Here is a 19195-nt window from a genome sequence, read left to right as displayed (position 1 = left end):
GGCTTAGGCGTCGGAGCGGTCGGCATCCCGCCACTTCGTGACGAAGGTGCGCACATCGGCGAGCTCGTCTTCGGAGATGCTGTGGGTGAGGCCCTGGTATACGCGGCCGGAGAGCTCGGAATGATCCGGCAGCCACTGTGCCGTGTGGTCGATGAGGTGCGGCGGAATGACGTCGTCATGTGAGCCGCGCCCCCAGAACACCGGCGGCCGGGTCTCCTGCAGCACCGGGTCGTTCGGCAGGGCGCCGGGGGCGGCATAACCGCTCAGCGCCACGACCGCCTGCACGCGGGCGGGTGCCAGACGAAGCGCCTGCAGCGACACTGCGGCGCCCTGCGAGAATCCGAGCAGGGCGACGGATGCGGCATCCGCCGCCTCGGCGTCGAGCCAAGCCAGCACCGACTCGGCCGCGACGGTGATCGCCCCGGAATCGCGTCCGGAGAGGTCGTCGATCGGGTACCAGGAACGCCCCGGCATCGGCCACGGCGGAGTGAGCGGCGCGGCCAATGCGGCGATCGCGATGCCGTCGGGCAGGTAGGGCACGAGGCCGAACAGATCGCGCTCATCGGCGCCGTATCCGTGCAGCAGCAACAGCACCGGCTTCCCGGCGCGGTCGCCGGTCGACCACAGGGTGGCGGCGGGGTCGATCGAGAGGGAATCGGTCATGGCGTCCATCCTGGCATCCGGCTCCGACACGACCCCTGGTAGAAAGGGGACATGACCGTGCGCACCCCCGACCCGGATCCCGACGGCGACGACTTCGGCTTCGAGGTCGTGCCCGAGCGCGATGCGAACCCCGGCTGGTTGAGCGACGTCGAGCTCGCCGAGGCGCGACGCCGCCTGCCGATGCTCTACGTCGAGGCGATTCCGGTGCGCACCGACGGCTCGGGACAGGTGATCTCGGTGGGCGTCCTGCTGCGTTCGACGCCGCTCGGAGAGATGACCCGCACGATCGTGTCCGGGCGGGTGCGTTTCGGCGAGACCGTGCGCGACGCGCTGTTCCGGCACGTCGAGAACGACCTCGGCCCGATGGCCTTTCCTCTGCTCCCGCCTCAGCCGGGGCCGTTCGCGGTCGCGGAGTACTTCCCGATCCCTGGTGTCAGCGCCTTCCACGATGACCGGCAGCATGCGGTGTCGCTGGCTTTCGTCGTGCCCGTCACCGGCACCTGCGAGCCCCGTCAGGATGCGCTCGAGGTGACCTGGTTCTCGCCGGAAGAAGCGGCATCCGACGCGCTTGCCGCCGAGATGGAGGGCGGCCGCGGAACTCTTATCCGCCAGGCTCTCGCCCACCTCGGACTGCTGCGCTGAACCCGGCGATTCTCCCCGCGTAGCCCGCGGGATATTCGGCGTTGGCGCGCCGAGTTCTTCCCGTGTAACTTGTGCTCAGGTGGCGCGTCGGCGCACCCGTTCACTTGCACACGGTCGTGGGTCCGAGTGCCGTCCAGAAGGATATCCATGGGGGTTTCATCGTCGCGCTCTGCGCGCTCAGGTGTGGTGTCGCTCGTCGCGGCGCTGGTGGTCTCGCTGTTCGTCGCGGTGACCCCACAGGTTGCCCAGGCACAGGAGTTGCCCGAGGTCGACCCGGCGTTCGCGAGCGTTGCCGCCGCTCTGCCCCAGACCGTGGAGGCCGCGGCCGCGCTCGCCACCCAGCGGCGGGCGCTTGACACTGAGGAGGTCGGGCAGGAGCTCGCCACCGTCACGGGCACGGTCACCTTCCCGGCGGGCACCGACCTCACGCAGGGGCGCACGTTCGTCGTTGCCGTGGCCCCAGACCTGTCGATCAACGAGCCGCTCGCCGCCGTCCAGGTGGATGCCACGGGAGCATACGTTCTGCAGGCGCCGGTCGGAGACGTCGTCCTCGCTGTGGTGTCCGAAGGACGCGCTGTCTTCGACTACTGGGGCGCGACCGGCGCCGACGACGTCAGCACGCTGACCGCGGATGGCCTCGTGTACGACGTCGGCCTGGCCGCATCCGCCCTTGTCGCAGGCACGGTCACGGTGCCCGCCGGGTACGACCTCAGTGGCGGACAGGCGGCCGTCGCGGTCTTCGCCGCCGACGGTGTGACACCTATCGCCGTGAACCACGTCACGGATTCCGGTGCGTACGCGGTCGGTGGCCTGCCCGCGGGCGACTACCGGGTGCAGATTCTGTCGGCCATCGAGGGCGTCTACTCGGAGTGGTGGAACAACGCCCCCTCGGCGGCCAGGGCGACCCCCGTCGTGCTTGGCGAGACGACCCACGCCGCGGTCTCGGCGAGCCTCGCCACACTGCAGATCATGGAGACGGCAGTGCCGAAGATCAGCGGCAAGCCGGTCGTCGGGCAGACCCTGAAGGTGAGCACGGGTACGTGGACGCCCGGTGTCACCTTCTCGTACCGCTGGTACGCCAACGGCGTCGCGATCTCGAGCGCGACCGCCTCATCGTTCGTGGTCACCTCGACGCAGCTGGGCAAGAAGCTCACCGTCAAGGTCACGGCGAAGAAGGCCACCTTCGCGACGGCTTCGGCGACCTCGGCGGCGACCGGCACGATCGTGCGCCCGCTGACCGCACCGACGCCGACCATCTCGGGCACCGCGTACGTCGCCAAGACCCTCACCGCGAAGCCCGGCACCTGGACCACGGGTACGACGCTGCGCTACCAGTGGTACGTCGCCGGAGTCGCTGTGGCCAACGCCACCGCGAGCACCTTCAAGATCCCCTCCTCCGCGGCGTGGAAGACGATCACCGTCTCGGTGACCGGATCGAAGTCCGGCTACTACACGACCAAGAAGACCTCTCAGCCGACGGCATCCGTCAAGGCGCTGCTGACCGCGCCGGTGCCCAAGGTCACCGGCACCACGCAGGTGACCAAGCGCCTGACCGCGAGCCCTGGCACGTGGACGAGCGGTGCCACCCTGAAGTACCAGTGGTACAAGGATGGGGTCGCCATCTCGGGTGCGACCGGCACGACCCTGTCGCTGACCTCGTCGTTGGCCGGCAAACGCATCACCGTGAAGGTGACCGGTTCGAAGAGCGGCTACGTCACGACGACGAAGACCTCGGCGGCCACGGCCGTGGTGACGTACCCGAGCCGGACGGCGCCGATCTCGCTGTCGTCCTGCCCGTCATGGGCGCCGATCAAGGGCAACGCGGATTCGATGATCTACCACCTGTCCACGGGCCGGTACTACGCCGTCACCAATCCGGAGGTGTGCTTCCGCACCGAGACGGCCGCCGTCGCCGCTGGCTACCGCAAGTCCAAGCTCTAACCCCACCCTTGCGCCCCCGGCGCTCCCCGTCTCGGGCCTTCCCGCCGGGTTTGGGGCGGATTCTCGCGTTTGGGGCGTCGCTGGGGCGCCCCAAACGCGAGAATCCGCCCCAAACCCGGCAGGTGGGCCCCCAACCGGGCAGGTGGGCGCCCAAAACCGGGCCGGCGTTGGGTGCGGGTCAGAGGGTGGTGAGGCGGCCCAGCTCGGCGACGAACGCGTCGACGTCTTCCTCGGCGGTGTCGAAGCCGCACATCCAGCGCACCTCGTTGCGAGCGGCATCCCAGTCGTAGAAGCGGAACGACTCACGCAGCGCGTCGGCGGCGCCATCGGGAAGCGTCGCGAAGACCCCGTTCGACTGCGTGGGCTGCGTGAACTCGACACCGCGGATGCTGCCCTCGGCAAGCCCCTGCTCGATCGAGCCCCGCAGTCGCTGCGCCATCGCGTTCGCGTGACGTGCGTTGCGCAGCCACAGGTCGCCCTCGAGCAGGGCGATCAGCTGCGCCGAGACGAAACGCATCTTCGACGAGAGCTGCATGTTGAACTTGCGCGAGTACTGCAGCCCGGTGGATGCCTCGGGGTTGAGCACGACGATCGCCTCGCCGAGCATCGCGCCGTTCTTGGTGCCGCCGAAGCTCAGCACGTCGACACCGACATCACGCGTGAAGGCGCGCAGCGGCAAATCGAGCGCGGCAGCCGCGTTCGAGATGCGGGCGCCATCGAGGTGCAGCTTCATTCCGCGCTCGTGCGCGTGATCGGCCAGCGCGCGGATCTCGTCGGCGGTGTACAGGGTGCCGAGCTCGGTGGACTGGGTGATCGAGACGACCAGCGGTTGCGCGCGGTGCTCGTCACCCCAGCCCCACGCCTCGCGGTCCACGAGCTCCGGCGTGAGCTTGCCGTCGTCTGTGGGCACGGTCAGCAGCTTGAAACCCCCGATGCGCTCGGGGGCGCCGCCCTCGTCGACGTTGATGTGAGCGCTGGATGCCGCGATCACCGCGCCCCAGCGGGGCAGCATCGACTGCAGACCGGTGACGTTCGCGCCGGTGCCGTTGAAGACCGGGAACGCCTGCACGCCCTCACCGAAGTGCTGCGCGAACACCTGCTGCAGACGCTCGGTGTAGGCATCCTCGCCGTAGGCGACCTGGTGGCCGCCATTGGCCGCCGCGATCGCTGCGAGCACCTCAGGGTGGATGCCGGAATAGTTGTCGGATGCGAAGCCGCGCAGGCCCGTGTCATGCAGAACGCTCACCCCTCCAGCCTACGGCCTGGCGGGTTGCCGGATGCCGCCCGAACCCCTGTGCAATGTCGGTGACCCTCACTAGCCTCGAAGCGTGACAGACACGGTGCAGCGCCGGGCGTTCGTGAACGTCCTGATCAACACCCTCATCGCCAACGTGACGACGAGCTTCCTCTGGTTCGCCCTGACCTTCTGGGTGTACATCGAGACGCAGTCGGTGCTCGCGACGGGCATCATCGGCGGTGCCTACATGCTGTTCATCGCGTTCTTCTCGATGATCTTCGGCACGATCGTCGACCGGCACCGCAAGCACGCCGTGATGCTGCTGTCGAGCGTGGTGTCGGCCTTCGCCTTCCTCATCGCCGGGGTGCTGTACCTGCTGCAACCAGAGTCGTCCCTGCTCGATCTCGGCCGCCCCTGGTTCTGGCTGTTCTCGGCCGTCATCCTGTTCGGCGGCGTGATCGAGCAACTGCGCAACATCGCGCTCTCGACCACCGTCACGCTGCTCGTACCCGAAGAGCGGCGAGCCAATGCCAACGGGCTCGTCGGCACGGTGCAGGGCATCGCCTTTCTCATCACGAGCGTGTTCTCGGGGCTGTCGATCGGCTTCCTCGGCATGGGATGGACACTGGTGATCGCGATCGCCGCGATGGGCGTCACCTTCGTGCACCTGCTCTTCGTGCGCATCCCCGAACCCGAGCCGCAGCCCGACCCCGACGCGCCGGGCGCCTTCGACTTCCGCGGCAGCGTCACGGCCATCCGTGCCGCGCCGGGACTGTTCGCGCTCATCGTCTTCTCCACCTTCAACAACCTCATCGGCGGCGTCTACATGGCGCTGATGGACCCGTACGGCCTCACCCTGTTCAACGCCCAGACGTGGGGGCTGGTGCTGGCCTTCGCGTCGACAGGCTTCCTCCTCGGCGGTGCGCTCGTGGCCAAGTTCGGGCTCGGCAAGAGACCGGTGCGCACCCTGCTGCTGGTGGTCATCGCGATGGGCCTGCTCGGGGCCGTGTTCATGCTGCGCGAGTGGTGGCCGCTGTTCGCGATCGGGATGTGGCTGTACATGATGCTCGTGCCTCCCGCAGAGGCCGCCGAGCAGACCGTCATCCAGAAGGTCGTTCCGTACACCCGCCAGGGGCGCGTCTTCGGCATGGCTGCGGCGATGGAAGCCGCGGCGGCGCCCGTGACCGCGTTCCTCATCGCCCCGCTGGCCGAGTTCATGATCATCCCGTACATGAACAGCGACGGCGGCCGCCGGCAGTGGGGCTGGCTGCTCGGTGACGGTGAGGCGCGCGGGATCGCCCTGGTCTGCCTGTTCGCCGGCATCATCATGGTCATCGCGGGCGGGCTCGCCTTCTTCACCCGTTCGTATCGCACGCTCACCCGCCTCTACGAACAGGCGCCGCCCAGCGCCCCACCGGGGGCCGAGGGCGAAGACGGCGGCACCGGGACGCAGCCGAGCGGCGAACCTGTGGCGCTCATCGACCCGGTGACGGCCAGGGGAGGGCGCGCCGGATCCGACGTTGCCGACGGCGAGCAGCGAGACGACGACGGCTGAGCTGCGTCGATCCGCCACCGCTCAAGACCAGTCAGCGGTCGAGTGCGTGGGTCACAGCGTGATGACGCGGTCGTTCAGCTCTGAGGCATCCGCATCCCACAGTGCCACCGCGGCCGCCGCGAGCACCTCGGGGTCGAGCGCCTTGACGCGCCAGATGAGCGATGCGGCGCGCAGCGGCGTCTCAGTCTCACGGGCCGCCTTGGCGAAACCCTGCGCGACCGCGCGCGTCCACGCCTCGCTCGCGGCCTTTACGGCGGCGTAGTTCGCCCCGCCGGCAAGCGGTCGACCCACTGCCGTCGACGACACGATCGCGAAGCGTCCGGCATCCGAGGCGCGCAGCGTCTGGTCGAACGCACGGCTGGTCGCGCGCACACCCTCGAAGGCGGGCATGAGCGCGTGCAGGTCGTCGTCGGTCTGCCCGGCAAGGCCGCCACCGCCCCGCCAGCCGCCGACGAGCGGGATGACGGCGTCGACATCGGTCAGCTCGGCGGCCAACTCCGACATCTCGGGCAGCGAGGTGGCGTCGGCGACGACACCCACGGCGCCGGCATCCACCAGCGGCGAAAGTCGCTCGGTCGAGCGGCCCGTCACGGTCACCCGCGCGCCGGCACCGGTCAGCGCCCGCGTCACGGCCAGGCCTGCGGCACTCGTGCCCCCGGCGAGCAGCACGTGCTTGCCTGCAGCGTTCATGTGTTCCCCCTCGAAGATGTGGCGTCGGAGACGACAGACTCCCCGGAAGCCGAGGGCCTCCGGGGAGTCTAGGTGGTGTCAGTCGTCGGTGCCGCGGATGCCGACGGTCGACTCGATGACCGGCTTCATCTTCTTGTCGAGCGTCTCGAAGAACATCGACAGCGGGAACTCGTCGTCCATCACCGCGTCGGTGTAGCCCTTGGGGGCGCCCGCGAGGATCTCGTCCGACAGGCCGCGAGCCCACTGCGAGGCCGGGTGCGGGGTTAGGGTGCCGCGCACGAGCTCGTAGGCCGCCAGCCAGTGGGCGGTCTTCGGACGGTCGATCGAGTGCCAGTACAGGTCGTCGATCGCGTCGGCGAGGGCCACGACGGCATCCGGCACGTTCTCCCAGTCGAAGGCGAGAGCGGTGTCGGTCCAGTGCAGCACACCACGCTGGTGCAGCCAGGCGAACAGCAGCTGGCCGCCGACGGCGTCATAGTTGCGCGTGCGGGTTCCGGTGATCGCGAAACGGAAGATGCGGTCGAAGATCACCGCGTACTGCACGAGGTGCGCGTAGTCGTGCATCTCCTGCTCGGTTGCGGTCAGCTGCTCGCCGGCGGCGACGCGGGCGTCGAAGGCGCGCTCGATCTTGACCGACTCGCGGAATGCGGTCATGTCGCACCGCATCTCTTCCAGCGAGTAGAGGAAGAACGGCATCCGCTGCTTGATCATGAACGGGTCGAACGGCAGGTCGCCGCGCATGTGGGTGCGGTCGTGGATGATGTCCCACATCACGAACGTCTTCTCGGCCATCTGCTGGTCATCGAGAAGGGCGGCAGCGCGCGCGGGCAGTTCCAGGTTGGTGATCGCGCTGGCTGCGCGGACGACGCGGCGGTAGCGTGCAGCCTCGCGGTCCTGGAAGATCGCGCCCCAGGTGAAGGTCGGGATCTCGCGCATCGCGACGGTCTCGGGGAACAGCACGGCCGAGTTGGTGTCGTAGCCGGGGGTGAAATCGACCAGGCGCAGCGAGACGAACAGCTTGTTGCTGTAGTCGCCGGCCTCGAGGTCGGCGATGAACTCCGGCCAGATCGTCTCGACGATGAGGGCCTCGACGAGGCGGTCGCTCGAGCCGTTCTGCGTGTACATCGGGAAGACGACGAGGTGACGGATGCCGTCGATGCGGTTCTGCTGCGGCTGGAAGGCCACGAGCGAGTCGAGGAAGTCCGGCTCACCGAAGCCTTCGTCGGCCCAGCGCTGGAAGTCGAGCATGAGCGCGTCGAGGTAGGCGGCGTCGTGCGGGAAGGCGGGGGCGAGAGCGCGGATGCCGGCGATGATCGCCTCGACGTGCGCGGTCGCCTCCTGCTGGATGTCCGAACCGGGGGTGGCGCCGGGGATCGATCCGTCCTTGATCTGCAGCGGACGGATCGCGATCGCCGCATCCTTCAGCAGCTTCCACGCCGCCGACTGCTCAGCAATGGAGGCGTCCTCCACGACCTCTGGTTCGCCGACGATCGCCTGGGAGTGGGCGGTGATGATGGACATCGGGACCTCCGATCGGGAGAGTTGGCGGAATCTTTCCGGTGTTTACCGGATATCAACGATATTATTCCACTCATGGAGGACTCTGTCGACCGCGCGATCCTTGCCGAGATCTCTCGAGACGGGCGGGCTACGCTGGCCCAGCTGTCCGAGGCCGTTGGTCTCGGCGTCTCTGCCGTGCAGTCACGACTGCGGCGCCTGGAGACGCGGGGGGTGGTCACCGGATATCAGGCTCTGCTCGACGCCGAGGCCGTCGGGATGCCGCTCTCGGCTTTCATCGAGATCACCCCCCTCGATCCGGCACAGCCCGACAACGCCCCGGAGCTGCTCGAGCACCTCACGGCGATCGAGGCCTGCCACTCCATTGCCGGCGACGCCGCGTACATGCTGTTCGTGCGGGTGCCGTCACCGCGTGCCCTGGAAGGGCTCGTGCGCGACATCCGCCTGGCCGCGAACGTGAGCACCCGCACCACGGTGGTGCTGCAAACCTTCTACGAGCACCGCCCGATCGTCCCCGCCGGTTAGCCGACGGCGGAGGCATGGCCGCGCTCGCTAGGATGCCGACGTGGCAGGAACCTCCCGCAAGAAGAAGCGCAGCACGCGACAGACCCGTACCCGCAGTGGCAACCCGGCCAAGCGCCCCGTGATCGAGCAGGGGCCGATCACCTGGAAGGACTGGGTCGGCGCTGCGCGCCTGCGCACCCTCCCGCTGGCCGTGGCCCCGGTGGTGCTAGGCACGGGCGCCGCGCAGACCGTCGATCACCAGCTGCACTGGGTGATCGCACTGGCGTGCCTGGCGGTGTCGGTGCTGCTGCAGATCGGCGTGAACTTCGCCAACGACTACTCCGACGGCATCCGCGGCACCGACGCGCAGCGGGTCGGGCCCGCGCGCCTCACCGCCTCGGGCCGGGTACCCGCGAAGCGCGTGCTGCTGGTGGCTCTCGTGTTCTTCGCCCTGGCGGCAGTGGTGGGTCTGGCAATCGTCATCCGTACCCAGCAGTGGTGGATGCTCGCGGTCGGGGCCGCCTGCATCGTGGCGGCCTGGTTCTACACCGGGGGCAAGCGGCCCTACGGCTACAACGCGCTCGGCGAGGTGTTCGTCTTCATCTTCTTCGGCCTGGTGGCCACCCTCGGCACCACCTGGGTGCAGGTGTTCGATCTGCCTCTGCAGGCCTGGCTGGTCGCGATCGCCGCCGGACTGTTCGCCTGCGCGGTGCTGCTGGCCAACAACCTGCGTGACATCGACCAGGATCGCGAGGCCGGCAAGCGCACCCTGTCGGTGCTCATCGGCAAGATCCCCACGCAGGTGCTGTTCACGCTGTTCGTGCTGGCGCCGTTCGGCATCTCCACCGTCATCGCTCTGCTGTATCCGATCGCCTGGATGGCGCTGCTCGCCCTGTTGGCGGGTCTGCCGGCGATCGTCATCGTCTGGTCGTACCGTCAGCCGCGCGAGCTCGTCGTGGCGCTCGGGCTGACCTCATTGACCGCGCTCGCCTATGCGGGCCTGGTGTACTGGGCGCTGGTCGGCTGACCGCGTCTGATCAACAAGGAGAATCCATGTCGTTTCAGGCCTACCTCGACAACATCGAGACCAAGACCGGGCTCACGCCCCGGCAGTTCATCGACCTCGCCACCGAGAAGGGCTTCGGTGCCGAGACGAAGGCGACGCCGATCCTGGAGTGGTTGAAGGCCGACTATGACCTCTCTCGCGGCTACGGCATGGCGCTCGTGCACGTGATCACCAAGGGACCGCAGATCAGCGCGAAGCACGTCGGCAGTGGCGGGACGCACGCCGATCCGAGCGACATGCTGTGGCTCGACGGCAAGGACTCGAACCCGGCGGGTTCGTAGGGCTCAGCCTTGCGTGCCGTCCTCGACATCCTCGTCTGAGGGTGCCGCAGGGCGCGCTGAGCGGCGCTCGTGAATCGAGCGGGAGGCGTCGGAGAGCGGCGCGCGCAGGAACAGCAACGAAATGCTCATGCCGATGAGAGCCGCGAAGAGGGCCATCAGCCACCAGTACTCGCGGAAGATCGGGAAGAAGAGCCACATGATCGCCAGCGGCACGAGGAACGCCAGCAGGCGCAACACGGTGTAGACGAGGAGTGGGGGAAGCTTCTTCACCCATCCAGTGTAGGTCGGGGCGCTTAGGCGTCGGCTGGGACGGATGCCGCGTCACGCGGCGACGCATGCTGTCAATGTGCGCAACAAGCGAGCGGATGCCGCGCCTCGGGCGTAGCGTCGAATCATCGCGGCGATCCGGGCGGTCCCGGGCCACAGCTCATACCTGTCGGGCGTTGCGGGTTCGACTCCCGCCGTCGCGTCGAAAGTCAGGCCTCTGGCCAGATCTGTCGAACCCCACCCCGGCGTTGAGTGGTACCATATCTCGTACAACTCAGGGGGTATTCATGGCCATCACCACGAGCGAAGCGCGACGCGACCTGTTCGGGCTGATCGAGCGCGTGAACCTCGACCACACTGAGGTCGAGATCACGTCGAAGCGTGGCTCGGCCGTGCTCATGTCGAAGGATGAGTACGACTCGCTCGTCGAGACCAGCTATCTTCTGCGCTCGCCGGAGAACGCTCGGCGCCTGCTCAGCGCACTCGAAAGCGCCCGGGCCGGAGACGTCGCTGAGCGAGACCTCATCGAACCGTGAACGCGCGTCTGCTGGCGTGGACCTCCGAGGCGTGGGCCGACTACCTCTACTGGCAGACGCAGGATCGAAAGACGCTCAAGAGGATCAATCTGCTGATCGCGGACACGCTGCGGGGTGACCCGTTCGACGGCATCGGGAAGCCCGAGCCGCTCAAGCATGCTCTCGCTGGAGCGGGGTCTCGGCGTATCGATGAGGCCAATCGGCTCGTGTACCTGGCCGATGATCGTCGCGTCACGATCCTGCAGGCGCGCTACCACTACTGATCGCGCACGGCGCCCGAGCCCATCCGCGCCCGCCTACACTGGAGGCATGGCCCGACTGCTGATCGTCGGCGGTTTCCTAGCCGCGATGTTCTGGATCTTCAGCATCGTCGACTGCGCAGTGCAGCCGGCGTCGCGGCACCGTGGTGTCAGCAAGGGCGTCTGGGTGCTGATCGTCGTGCTGCTGCCGGTGATCGGCGGCATCCTCTGGTTCGTAATCGGCCGACGCCGCCCCGGCCAGCAGGACTCGCCGCTGTTCGCGCCCGATGACGACCCCGAGTTCCTCGCCGGCATCAGCCGCTCCGAGGCCGACGCCCGCATCAAGAAGCTGGAAGAGGAGCTCGCGGCGCTCGACGACGAGACCGACGGCCCCGAGCAGCGCCCGTGACGGCCTCGCCGGCGGCGGATGCCGCTGCCGCACTGCTCAGCGACCTCGTCGCCCACGGTGTGCGCGATCTCGTACTCGCCCCCGGCTCGCGCTCGCAGGCCCTCGCGCTCGCCGCCACGGCCCTGCACCGCGCCGGGGCGCTCCGCCTGCACGTGCGCATCGACGAGCGTGTCGCAGGCTTCACCGCCCTCGGCATCGCCCGCGAGAGCGGCGCCCCCGTGGCCGTCGTGTGCACCTCGGGCACCGCGGCAGGCAATCTGCTGCCCGCGGTCATGGAGGCCTTCCACGCCGGCATCCCGCTACTGCTGCTCACCGCCGACCGCCCGCCCGAACTGCGCGGCATCGCAGCCAACCAGGCAACCATCCAGCCCGGCATCTTCGGGCCGTTCGTGCGCTGGGCGCACGATGCGGCGGTACCAGGCGACGGCACCGACACCGACCTCGGCCAGCGCGCCATCAACGCCGCCCTGGGCCTCAGCGGTACCGGCCTTCCCGGCGTCGCCGGCCCCGTGCAGCTGAACCTGCCGTACCGCGAACCGCTCTCGGGCGAGGTCGCCGTGCAAGCCGAACCCGGGCCGCTGCCCGTCGGCCCCACCCCTGAGACGACCCTCGTCGCACGCGGCCCTCGCACCGTCGTCATCGCCGGCGCCGACGCCGGAGCGGATGCCGAAGAACTGTCGTTCGCCGGCGGCTGGCCGCTCATCGCCGAGGTCGTCAGCGGCGCGCGCTTCGGCCGGCTCGTCGTGCACGGCTACCGCGCCCTGCTCCGCGATCCGCACTTGGGCGGGCGCATCGAACGGGCGCTCGTGCTCGGGCATCCGACGCTCAGCCGTGAGGTGACCGCCCTCCTCTCGCGACCTGAGGTCGAGGTGATCGCCGTCCGCGCCGGCGGGGAGGCGCTGAACCTCAACGGGCGCACGGCCGCCGCCGAGGCGCTCACGGTCGCGCCCGGCGAGACCGATCGCGCATGGCTGGGGGAGTGGATGACGGCATCCGCCGCATCCGCCGTCGACCTCAGCGAAGCCGCACCCGACCAGGCGGGCCTCGCCTCCGACGACAAAGCGGCCCGACTCGGGGCCGTGCGCGCCGAGCTCGATGCGGTGCGCCGTCCGCTTGACCGGCAGCTGCTCGCGGATGCCGTCTGGCGGGCGACCTGGCCGCACGACCGCCTGATGTTCGGCTCGTCGCGGCTCGTGCGCATCGCCGACCAGGTGCTCGGCGGCAAGCGCGTGCCCGTGCACGCCAACCGGGGCCTCGCCGGCATCGACGGCACGATCGCGACGGCCACGGGCATCGCCGTGGCCAGCCAGGCGGACGGCGCCCCCGGCGTCACACGCGTGCTGCTCGGCGATCTCGCCTTCCTGCACGACGTCGGGGCGATGTTGCTGCCTGCCGACGAGCCTGCGCCGCGCCTGCAGGTCATCGTCGGCAACGACGGCGGCGGGACGATCTTCGACGGTCTCGAAGTGGCCGCATCCGCCCCCGCAGGCGACCTCGATCGCGCCTTCTACACGCCGCAGAACGTGGGGCTCGAACAGCTCGCCGCCGCCTACGGCTGGGCGTATTCGAAGGTGACGACGCGCTCCGCTCTTGACCAGGCGCTGACTGCTCCGGTGACCGGTCCGCAGCTGATTGAAGTACCACTGGAACGGTGACGCCCGCGGGTGGATCATTGCGTCATGAATTCGCACGCATGGACCGCGCCACCGACTGTCATGCTCACCGTGGGAGGGAACTTCCACCTGGGTGATGTCGACCCCGATTCGACCCCGGGGTTCGAGCACGCACGTCGCACCGGCGAGCACCAGTTGGAGGCACGCCGCGACCACCTCAGCGACCTGCAGGAGCGTCTGTACGCCGAGAGCCGTCGCAGAGAAGCCCCGGACGCGGTGCTGCTCGTGCTGCAGGCGATGGACACAGCCGGCAAGGGCGGGATCGTGCGGCACGTGGTCGGCGGCGTCGATCCGCAGGGCGTGGAGCTTGCCGCATTCAAGGCCCCGACCGATGAAGAGCGGGCCCACGACTTTCTCTGGCGGGTCGAGAAACGCCTGCCCGCGCCGGGGATGATCGGCGTCTTCGACCGCTCGCACTACGAGGACGTGCTGATCGCGCGGGTGCGGGGGCTCGCCCCACCCGAGGAGATCGAACGTCGCTACGGCGCGATCGTCGATTTCGAACGACGCGTCGCCCAGTCCGGCACCCGCATCGTCAAGGTGATGCTGCACATCTCGCCCGACGAGCAAAAGGCGCGCCTGATGGAGCGGCTCGAGCGGCCAGACAAGCACTGGAAGTACAACCCCGGCGACGTCGACGAGCGCGCCCTGTGGGATGACTACATGGCCGCCTATCAGGCCGCATTCGAGCGCACCCACACTCATGAGGCGCCCTGGTACGTCGTACCCGCGAACAGCAAGTGGTACGCCCGCCTCGCCGTGCAGGAACTGCTGATCGCCGCCCTCGAAGACATCGATCCTCGCTGGCCGCGGGCAGACTTCAACATCGAGACCGAGAAGAAGCGGCTCGCGGCGAGCTGAACGCGCGCCAGATGGATGCTCAGGCCAGGGCGTCGACCAGGGGGCGGAACTTCACCCGGGTCTCGAGGAGTTCGGTCTCGGGGTCGGAGCCGGCGACGATCCCCGCGCCGGCATAGGCGGTGACGCCCACCGCATCGCCCGCGCTGGTGAACTGCGCGCACCGCAGCGCGATCGCCCACTCGCCGTTGCCCTCGCCGTCGACCCACCCGACGGGGCCCGCGTAGCGGCCACGATCGAAAGGCTCGAGGTCCCGGATCGCGCGGATCGCGGCCGCCGTCGGCGTGCCCGCCACCGCAGCCGTCGGATGCAGCACATCGACGAGATCGAGGGCGCTCTCGCCATCGGAGAGCTCGGCCTCGACATCCGTGGCCAGGTGGAACAGGTTCGGCAGCTTCAAAAGGAACGGCTGCTCACTCGCGGCCAAGGCCCTGGTGTGCGGGCGCAGCACCGTGAGCACGCTCTGCACGGCGTACTGATGCTCATCGAGATCCTTCGTGCTCGATGCCAGCGCCGACGAGGCCAACGTGTCGGCATCGGGGTCGGCGCCCCGGCCGATGGTGCCGGCCAGCACGCGCGCGGTCACCGTGCCGTCATCGACCGTCACCAGGGTCTCCGGGCTCGCACCGATCAGCCCGTCGACCGCGAACGTCCACGTGTCGGGGTAGCCCGTCGAGAGGGCCCGCACCAGCCGGCGCAGATCGGAGCCGCCAGGGATGCTGCCGGTCAGGTCGCGCGCGAGCACCACCTTGCTCACCTCGCCGTCCGCGATGCGGGAGAGGCCACCGCGCACCGCGTCCTGATAACCCTGGGGGGACTGCGCACCCGGTCCCAGCGTTCCCGCCCAGTGCGGGCCGTAGTCGCGCACCACCGGTGCGGGAGGGGTGGCGGACCCCGCGGTCCCGATCGTCGTGCGCCAGAATCGGTCGCCATGCCGGCCGATCACCTCGCGAGGGACCACCAGCACGCTGTCAGATGCTGACTCCTCGTCGAAGACGAAGGCGCCGAACGCGACAAGCCCCGTGCCGGGCAGGTGCAGCGGGTCATCGACCTCTGCCGCGGCGGAGAGCCCGCGCCACACCGTGGAGATCGCCGTGGTGCGCGACCCCTCGGCTCCGCGGGGAAGGCGGATCTCCGCGACCGTCTCGCCGCCGACCGCGACGATTCCGTCGCCGCGGCGCAGCCAGGCGAGGGGGCGGGCGGGGTCGGCGTAGGCCAGCAGATCCTCGACCGGGTCGATCTGACGGGTCTGCGCGACCAGGTGGGTCTCGTGCACGTCTCCAGCCTATTGCGCGCGACGTAGGGTGTACCGATGAGCGACGCACGACCGCGGCCCGGCAGCGAGATGATCATGCAGTGGCGCAAGTGGGACGGTGCGCCGCACTGGCGCCACGAATGCCTGTACCTCGGAGCGGATGCCTGGGGCGATTGGGTCGGCCAGCCCGTCGGCTGGCCGAGTGCGCGACCCGGTGCATCGATGGTGGCCGAGTCGCCGAACGTCACGCTCGTGCCGCGGGCGGCGAGCGACTACGCCCTCACCGTCAACCGTGACCACCCCCGCGGACTGCGCATCTACATCGACCTCGGCTGGGATGTGCGCTGGACAGATGACCCGCTGTTGGTCACCGGCATCGACATGGACCTTGATGTCGTGCGCCGTACCGACGAGCGCGGCCTGTACATCGACGACCGCGATGAGTGGGAGGAACACCGCAGCCGCTACGGCTACCCGCCCGAGGTCGTCGCCCACCTCGAAGGGCGCGCCCTCGAGCTCGAGCAGCAGGTCGGTGCGGGTCAGGCCCCGTTCGACGATGCCACGGCCGACGTCTGGCTCGACCGCCTCGCCGTGCTCGGTCGCGAGCGCTGAGCCCACAGGCACGGCGGAATAGACTCGAAGGATGACCACGGACGAGCCCAACCGCGCCGACCTCGGCCGCGACCCCGACCGCGTCAGCGGCATGTTCGACCAGGTCGCGGCCGGCTATGACCGCACCAACACGGTGATGACCTTCGGCAATGACGCGCTGTGGCGTGCCGCGACCACCCGCGCCGTCGCACCGCGGCGCGGGGAGCGCATCCTCGACCTCGCTGCCGGCACGGCCTCGTCATCGGCATCCTTCGCCGCAAGCGGAGCCGACGTCGTCGCCGCCGACTTCTCGCCAGGGATGCTGGCGGAGGGCCGCCGCCGCCACGGCCACCTGCAGAACCTCACCTTCGTCGAGGCCGATGCCACCGACCTGCCGTTCGCCGACGACGAGTTCGACGCGGTCACCATGTCGTACGGTCTGCGCAACGTGCAGCAGCCCAAGAAGGCGCTGGCCGAGCTGTACCGGGTCACCAAGCCCGGCGGACGCCTCGTCATCAACGAGTTCTCGACGCCGCCCGGTGCCCTGTTCCGCGCCGCCTACCGCTTCTACAACGCCCAGGTGTTGCCGCGGGTGGCGCGGGTGGCCGGCACCAACGCCGAGGCGTACGACTACCTGAACGAGTCGATCCGCGACTGGCCCGACCAGCGCACGCTCGCCGCATGGATCCGCGAGGCCGGATGGATCGACGTCGCGTACCGCAATCTGTCCTTCGGCATCGTCGCGCTGCACCGCGCGCGCAAGCCCGAGTGAGCGCGGCGGTAGGCTTGATCCCGTGACTTCGAGCCCCGCAGCCCCGGGCACGCGACTGGCGAGCCGACTCGGTTTCAGTGACCGTGTGTTCCTCGGCACGGCCGGGCGCCGAGTCGCCCGTGCCATCGAAGAAGGGCTCGACCTTGTCGAGGCCGGCCTCGCCGACGAACTGAAGTTCGCCGATCCGGTCGTCGACGCCGCCGCGCGCTACCTGTACGAGGCCGGTGGCAAGCGCATCCGTCCCGTGCTCACGGTGCTCACCGCGCAGCTCGGCGAAGGCACGACCCCCGCCGTGATCGACATCGCCAAGGCGCTCGAGCTGACCCATCTGGGCTCGCTCTATCACGACGACGTCATGGACGGCGCCGACAAGCGTCGCGGTGTGCCTGCCGCGCACGAGGTGTGGGGCAACAACGTCGCCATCCTCACCGGCGACATCCTCTTCTCCCGCGCCAGCCAGCTGATGTCGCGCTACGGCGACCGTGCCATGCGTCTGCAGGCCGACACGTTCGAGCGGCTTGTGATGGGTCAGCTGCACGAGACCATCGGCGCCCAGCCGGGCGATGACCCCATCGAGTTCTACCTGCAGGTGCTCGCCGACAAGACCGGTTCGCTGATCGCCGCAGCCACCCAGGGCGGCGTCATCTTCTCGAAGGCGCCGAGCGAGTACGAAGAGCCGCTGCGCGTGTACGGCGAGAAGGTCGGCGTCGCGTTCCAGCTGCTCGACGACGTCATCGACCTCTCGTCCGACCCCGACCGCACCGGCAAGGTGCCAGGCACCGACTTGCGCGCGGGCGTGCCGACGATGCCCTCGCTACTGCTCACGCAGGGAGAGACGGCGGATGCCGCGCTCGCCGCGCGCATCGACGACGGCGTCGCCCGCATCGCTGACGGGGCCGACCCCGCCGTCCTCGACGGTGCCCTCGCCGAGCTGCGCGATCATCGCGCCACGCAGGCGACCCTCGAACTCGCACGCACCTGGACCGCTGACGCGATCGCGGCCCTCGCACCCTTGCCCAAGGGCACGGTGCGCGAAGCGCTCACCCGCTTCGCAGAGAATCTCGCTGATCGCAGCAGCTGACGGAAGGAAACCCCTATGACCAAGCTCAGGCTGGCCATCGTCGGGGCGGGACCGGCAGGCATCTACGCCGCCGACATCCTGCTCAAGGCGGAGCGCAAGTTCGACGTCGCGATCGACCTCTTCGAGCAGCTGCCGGCACCGTACGGACTCGTCCGCTACGGCGTCGCCCCTGACCACCCCCGCATCAAGGGCATCATCAACGCCCTGCGCGATGTGCTCGACCGCGGCGACATTCGCATCTTCGGCAACGTGCGCTTCGGTGAGGACATCACCCTCGATGACCTGAAGCGTCACTACAACGCCGTGATCTTCGCCACCGGTGCGGTGCGCGACGCGGGCCTCGAGATCGAGGGCATCGACGCCGAAGGCTCCTACGGTGCTGCCGACTACGTCAGCTGGTTCGACGGCCATCCGGACGTGCCGCGCGAGTGGCCGCTGGATGCGGCATCCGTCGGTGTGATCGGCAACGGCAACGTCGCCCTCGACGTCTCGCGCATGCTGGCCAAGCATGCCGAGGACCTGCTGGTGACCGAGGTGCCCGACAACGTCTACCAGGGGCTCAAGGCCAGCGCCGTCACCGACGTGCACGTGTTCGGACGCCGAGGGCCCGCCCAGGTGAAGTTCACGCCGCTCGAGCTGCGCGAACTCGGTGAGCTGCGCGACGTCGACATGGTCGTCTACGACGAGGACTTCGACTACGACGACGCCTCGCGCGACGCCGTCGCCAGCAACAAGCAGGTCATGGTCATGGACCGCATCCTGCAGTCATGGCGCAAGCTCGACTCGGTCAACAACGCCGGCGGCACCGCGTCGCGTCGGCTGCACCTGCACTTCTGGGCACGCCCGGTCAAGGTGCGCACCGACGAGAACGGTCGCGTCGCTGCCCTCGTGTACGAACGCACCCGCCCCGACGGGCAAGGAGGCGCGGTCGGCACCGGCGAGATGCGCGAGGTGCCGATGCAGGCGCTGTACCGCGCCATCGGCTACTTCGGCTCGCCGCTGAAGGACGTGCCGTTCGACAAGAAGCACGGCGTGATCCCCAACCGTGAGGGTCAGGTGCTGGAGAAGAACTCCAACCAGCGCGTGCCCGGCATCTACGCCACGGGCTGGATCAAGCGGGGGCCTGTGGGGCTCATCGGCCACACCAAGTCGGATGCCATGGAGACCGTGCGCCACCTCATCAACGACCAGGGGTCGTGGTGGCAGCCAGAGGACCCGTCCGACGAGGCCATTCCCGCCCTGCTCGCCGAGCGCGGTGTCGCCTGGACCGACCTCGAGGGCTGGCATCGCCTGGACGCGCACGAGATCGCCCTCGGCGCCGCGCAGGATCGCGCGCGCGTGAAGGTCGTGCCCCGCGAAGAGATGGTGCGCGTCTCGCGCGCGGAGTGAGCGCAGAGTCGCCGCGCTAGGGTGGCCG

At 69.2% G+C, this 19195-nt stretch carries 21 protein-coding genes and 1 tRNA gene; 16 read left to right on the top strand and 6 right to left on the bottom strand.

Annotated elements, in window-relative coordinates; translation table 11 throughout:
* Positions 1-3: 3 nt before the first annotated feature.
* Complete coding sequence (locus WDU93_RS00765) at positions 4-663, bottom strand: alpha/beta hydrolase (RefSeq protein ID WP_337316365.1); 660 nt, start codon at positions 661-663, stop codon at positions 4-6.
* Positions 664-714: 51 nt separating this feature from the next.
* Here WDU93_RS00765 and WDU93_RS00760 point away from each other — a divergent pair, with 51 nt between their 5' ends.
* Both WDU93_RS00760 and WDU93_RS00755 read left to right on the top strand, forming a co-directional pair.
* Entirely contained in the window at positions 715-1305 is a 591-nt protein-coding gene (locus WDU93_RS00760) for an NUDIX hydrolase family protein (RefSeq protein ID WP_337316363.1), read from the top strand.
* A gap of 147 nt (positions 1306-1452) precedes the next feature.
* Complete coding sequence (locus tag WDU93_RS00755) at positions 1453-3246, top strand: sunset domain-containing protein (RefSeq protein ID WP_337316361.1); 1794 nt, start codon at positions 1453-1455, stop codon at positions 3244-3246.
* 178 nt (positions 3247-3424) lie between these two features.
* On the opposite strand, the gene WDU93_RS00750 is transcribed toward WDU93_RS00755, so the two are convergent.
* Complete coding sequence (locus WDU93_RS00750; protein WP_337316359.1) at positions 3425-4492, bottom strand: threonine aldolase family protein; 1068 nt, start codon at positions 4490-4492, stop codon at positions 3425-3427.
* 82 nt (positions 4493-4574) lie between these two features.
* Between WDU93_RS00750 and WDU93_RS00745 the strand changes: the two genes are divergently transcribed.
* Positions 4575-6038 carry an MFS transporter gene (locus WDU93_RS00745; protein WP_337316357.1) on the top strand — a complete coding sequence of 488 codons (1464 nt, stop codon included), beginning with the start codon at positions 4575-4577 and terminating at the stop codon, positions 6036-6038.
* Positions 6039-6089: 51 nt separating this feature from the next.
* Here WDU93_RS00745 and WDU93_RS00740 read toward each other — a convergent pair whose 3' ends face one another.
* A complete protein-coding gene (locus tag WDU93_RS00740; protein WP_337316355.1) occupies positions 6090-6728 on the bottom strand; it encodes an SDR family oxidoreductase in 639 nt (212 codons plus the stop codon).
* A gap of 78 nt (positions 6729-6806) precedes the next feature.
* The gene (locus tag WDU93_RS00735) at positions 6807-8249 is read right to left on the bottom strand and encodes a DUF6421 family protein (protein WP_337316353.1); all 1443 of its coding nucleotides are present in this window, start codon (positions 8247-8249) and stop codon (positions 6807-6809) included.
* A 72-nt stretch (positions 8250-8321) separates the two neighbouring features.
* On the opposite strand from WDU93_RS00735, the gene WDU93_RS00730 reads away from it, so the two are divergent.
* Genes WDU93_RS00730 through WDU93_RS00720 form a run of 3 tightly spaced genes read left to right on the top strand, consistent with a single transcriptional unit; the run spans position 8322 to position 10097 of the window.
* Entirely contained in the window at positions 8322-8771 is a 450-nt protein-coding gene (locus WDU93_RS00730) for an Lrp/AsnC family transcriptional regulator (protein ID WP_337316351.1), read from the top strand.
* Between the two features lie 40 nt (positions 8772-8811).
* On the top strand, positions 8812-9777 hold the full coding sequence (locus WDU93_RS00725; RefSeq protein ID WP_337316349.1) for a 1,4-dihydroxy-2-naphthoate polyprenyltransferase: 966 nt from the start codon (positions 8812-8814) through the stop codon (positions 9775-9777).
* A 26-nt stretch (positions 9778-9803) separates the two neighbouring features.
* The gene (locus WDU93_RS00720) at positions 9804-10097 is read left to right on the top strand and encodes a DUF4287 domain-containing protein (protein WP_337316347.1); all 294 of its coding nucleotides are present in this window, start codon (positions 9804-9806) and stop codon (positions 10095-10097) included.
* Between the two features lie 3 nt (positions 10098-10100).
* Here the strand turns inward: WDU93_RS00720 and WDU93_RS00715 are convergent, their stop codons facing one another.
* Positions 10101-10367: a DUF4229 domain-containing protein gene (locus WDU93_RS00715; protein ID WP_337316345.1), complete on the bottom strand. Its 267-nt coding sequence runs from the start codon at positions 10365-10367 to the stop codon at positions 10101-10103.
* A 126-nt stretch (positions 10368-10493) separates the two neighbouring features.
* Between WDU93_RS00715 and WDU93_RS00710 the strand changes: the two genes are divergently transcribed.
* From WDU93_RS00710 to WDU93_RS00685, 6 genes are all read left to right on the top strand, one after another.
* Positions 10494-10567, top strand: a tRNA-Met gene (locus WDU93_RS00710).
* A gap of 84 nt (positions 10568-10651) precedes the next feature.
* Positions 10652-10900, top strand: a complete 249-nt coding sequence (locus WDU93_RS00705; RefSeq protein WP_337316343.1) for a type II toxin-antitoxin system Phd/YefM family antitoxin — start codon at positions 10652-10654, stop codon at positions 10898-10900.
* A complete protein-coding gene (locus WDU93_RS00700) occupies positions 10897-11163 on the top strand; it encodes a Txe/YoeB family addiction module toxin (RefSeq protein WP_337316341.1) in 267 nt (88 codons plus the stop codon). Before WDU93_RS00705 ends, WDU93_RS00700 begins: the two co-directional genes overlap by 4 nt.
* A gap of 46 nt (positions 11164-11209) precedes the next feature.
* Positions 11210-11548: a PLD nuclease N-terminal domain-containing protein gene (locus WDU93_RS00695; RefSeq protein ID WP_337316340.1), complete on the top strand. Its 339-nt coding sequence runs from the start codon at positions 11210-11212 to the stop codon at positions 11546-11548.
* The gene (gene menD, locus WDU93_RS00690; protein ID WP_337316338.1) at positions 11545-13203 is read left to right on the top strand and encodes a 2-succinyl-5-enolpyruvyl-6-hydroxy-3-cyclohexene-1-carboxylic-acid synthase; all 1659 of its coding nucleotides are present in this window, start codon (positions 11545-11547) and stop codon (positions 13201-13203) included. The genes WDU93_RS00695 and menD overlap by 4 nt, the downstream gene beginning before the upstream one ends.
* Positions 13204-13227: 24 nt before the next feature.
* A complete protein-coding gene (locus tag WDU93_RS00685; protein WP_337316336.1) occupies positions 13228-14082 on the top strand; it encodes a polyphosphate kinase 2 family protein in 855 nt (284 codons plus the stop codon).
* A 19-nt stretch (positions 14083-14101) separates the two neighbouring features.
* On the opposite strand, the gene WDU93_RS00680 is transcribed toward WDU93_RS00685, so the two are convergent.
* Positions 14102-15355, bottom strand: coding sequence for an isochorismate synthase (locus WDU93_RS00680; RefSeq protein WP_337316334.1), 1254 nt, complete (start codon positions 15353-15355; stop codon positions 14102-14104).
* A gap of 36 nt (positions 15356-15391) precedes the next feature.
* On the opposite strand from WDU93_RS00680, the gene WDU93_RS00675 reads away from it, so the two are divergent.
* Genes WDU93_RS00675 through WDU93_RS00660 form a run of 4 tightly spaced genes read left to right on the top strand, consistent with a single transcriptional unit; the run spans position 15392 to position 19167 of the window.
* Positions 15392-15946, top strand: a complete 555-nt coding sequence (locus tag WDU93_RS00675; RefSeq protein ID WP_337316332.1) for a DUF402 domain-containing protein — start codon at positions 15392-15394, stop codon at positions 15944-15946.
* 31 nt (positions 15947-15977) lie between these two features.
* A complete protein-coding gene (locus WDU93_RS00670; protein ID WP_337316331.1) occupies positions 15978-16697 on the top strand; it encodes a class I SAM-dependent methyltransferase in 720 nt (239 codons plus the stop codon).
* Between the two features lie 22 nt (positions 16698-16719).
* Positions 16720-17778: a polyprenyl synthetase family protein gene (locus WDU93_RS00665; RefSeq protein WP_337316329.1), complete on the top strand. Its 1059-nt coding sequence runs from the start codon at positions 16720-16722 to the stop codon at positions 17776-17778.
* A gap of 15 nt (positions 17779-17793) precedes the next feature.
* The gene (locus tag WDU93_RS00660; RefSeq protein WP_337316327.1) at positions 17794-19167 is read left to right on the top strand and encodes an FAD-dependent oxidoreductase; all 1374 of its coding nucleotides are present in this window, start codon (positions 17794-17796) and stop codon (positions 19165-19167) included.
* Positions 19168-19195 lie beyond the last annotated feature (28 nt).

Source organism: Microbacterium istanbulense, from assembly GCF_037204145.1.
GTDB classification, from domain to species: Bacteria; Actinomycetota; Actinomycetes; order Actinomycetales; family Microbacteriaceae; genus Microbacterium; species Microbacterium istanbulense.
The sequence above is the reverse complement of the archived record's forward strand: the minus strand, read 5'-3'. Positions and strand labels throughout refer to the sequence as shown.

Bases quoted from the DNA above. Each gene is read 5' to 3' on its own strand.
- WDU93_RS00765 (WP_337316365.1), bottom strand. From the start codon at position 663: ATGACCGATTCCCTCTCGATCGACCCCGCCGCCACCCTGTGGTCGACC.
- WDU93_RS00760 (WP_337316363.1), top strand. From the start codon at position 715: ATGACCGTGCGCACCCCCGACCCGGATCCCGACGGCGACGACTTCGGC.
- WDU93_RS00755 (WP_337316361.1), top strand. From the start codon at position 1,453: ATGGGGGTTTCATCGTCGCGCTCTGCGCGCTCAGGTGTGGTGTCGCTC.
- WDU93_RS00740 (WP_337316355.1), bottom strand. From the start codon at position 6,728: ATGAACGCTGCAGGCAAGCACGTGCTGCTCGCCGGGGGCACGAGTGCC.
- WDU93_RS00735 (WP_337316353.1), bottom strand. From the start codon at position 8,249: ATGTCCATCATCACCGCCCACTCCCAGGCGATCGTCGGCGAACCAGAG.
- WDU93_RS00730 (WP_337316351.1), top strand. From the start codon at position 8,322: ATGGAGGACTCTGTCGACCGCGCGATCCTTGCCGAGATCTCTCGAGAC.
- WDU93_RS00720 (WP_337316347.1), top strand. From the start codon at position 9,804: ATGTCGTTTCAGGCCTACCTCGACAACATCGAGACCAAGACCGGGCTC.
- WDU93_RS00705 (WP_337316343.1), top strand. From the start codon at position 10,652: ATGGCCATCACCACGAGCGAAGCGCGACGCGACCTGTTCGGGCTGATC.
- WDU93_RS00695 (WP_337316340.1), top strand. From the start codon at position 11,210: ATGGCCCGACTGCTGATCGTCGGCGGTTTCCTAGCCGCGATGTTCTGG.
- WDU93_RS00685 (WP_337316336.1), top strand. From the start codon at position 13,228: ATGAATTCGCACGCATGGACCGCGCCACCGACTGTCATGCTCACCGTG.
- WDU93_RS00675 (WP_337316332.1), top strand. From the start codon at position 15,392: ATGAGCGACGCACGACCGCGGCCCGGCAGCGAGATGATCATGCAGTGG.
- WDU93_RS00670 (WP_337316331.1), top strand. From the start codon at position 15,978: ATGACCACGGACGAGCCCAACCGCGCCGACCTCGGCCGCGACCCCGAC.
- WDU93_RS00660 (WP_337316327.1), top strand. From the start codon at position 17,794: ATGACCAAGCTCAGGCTGGCCATCGTCGGGGCGGGACCGGCAGGCATC.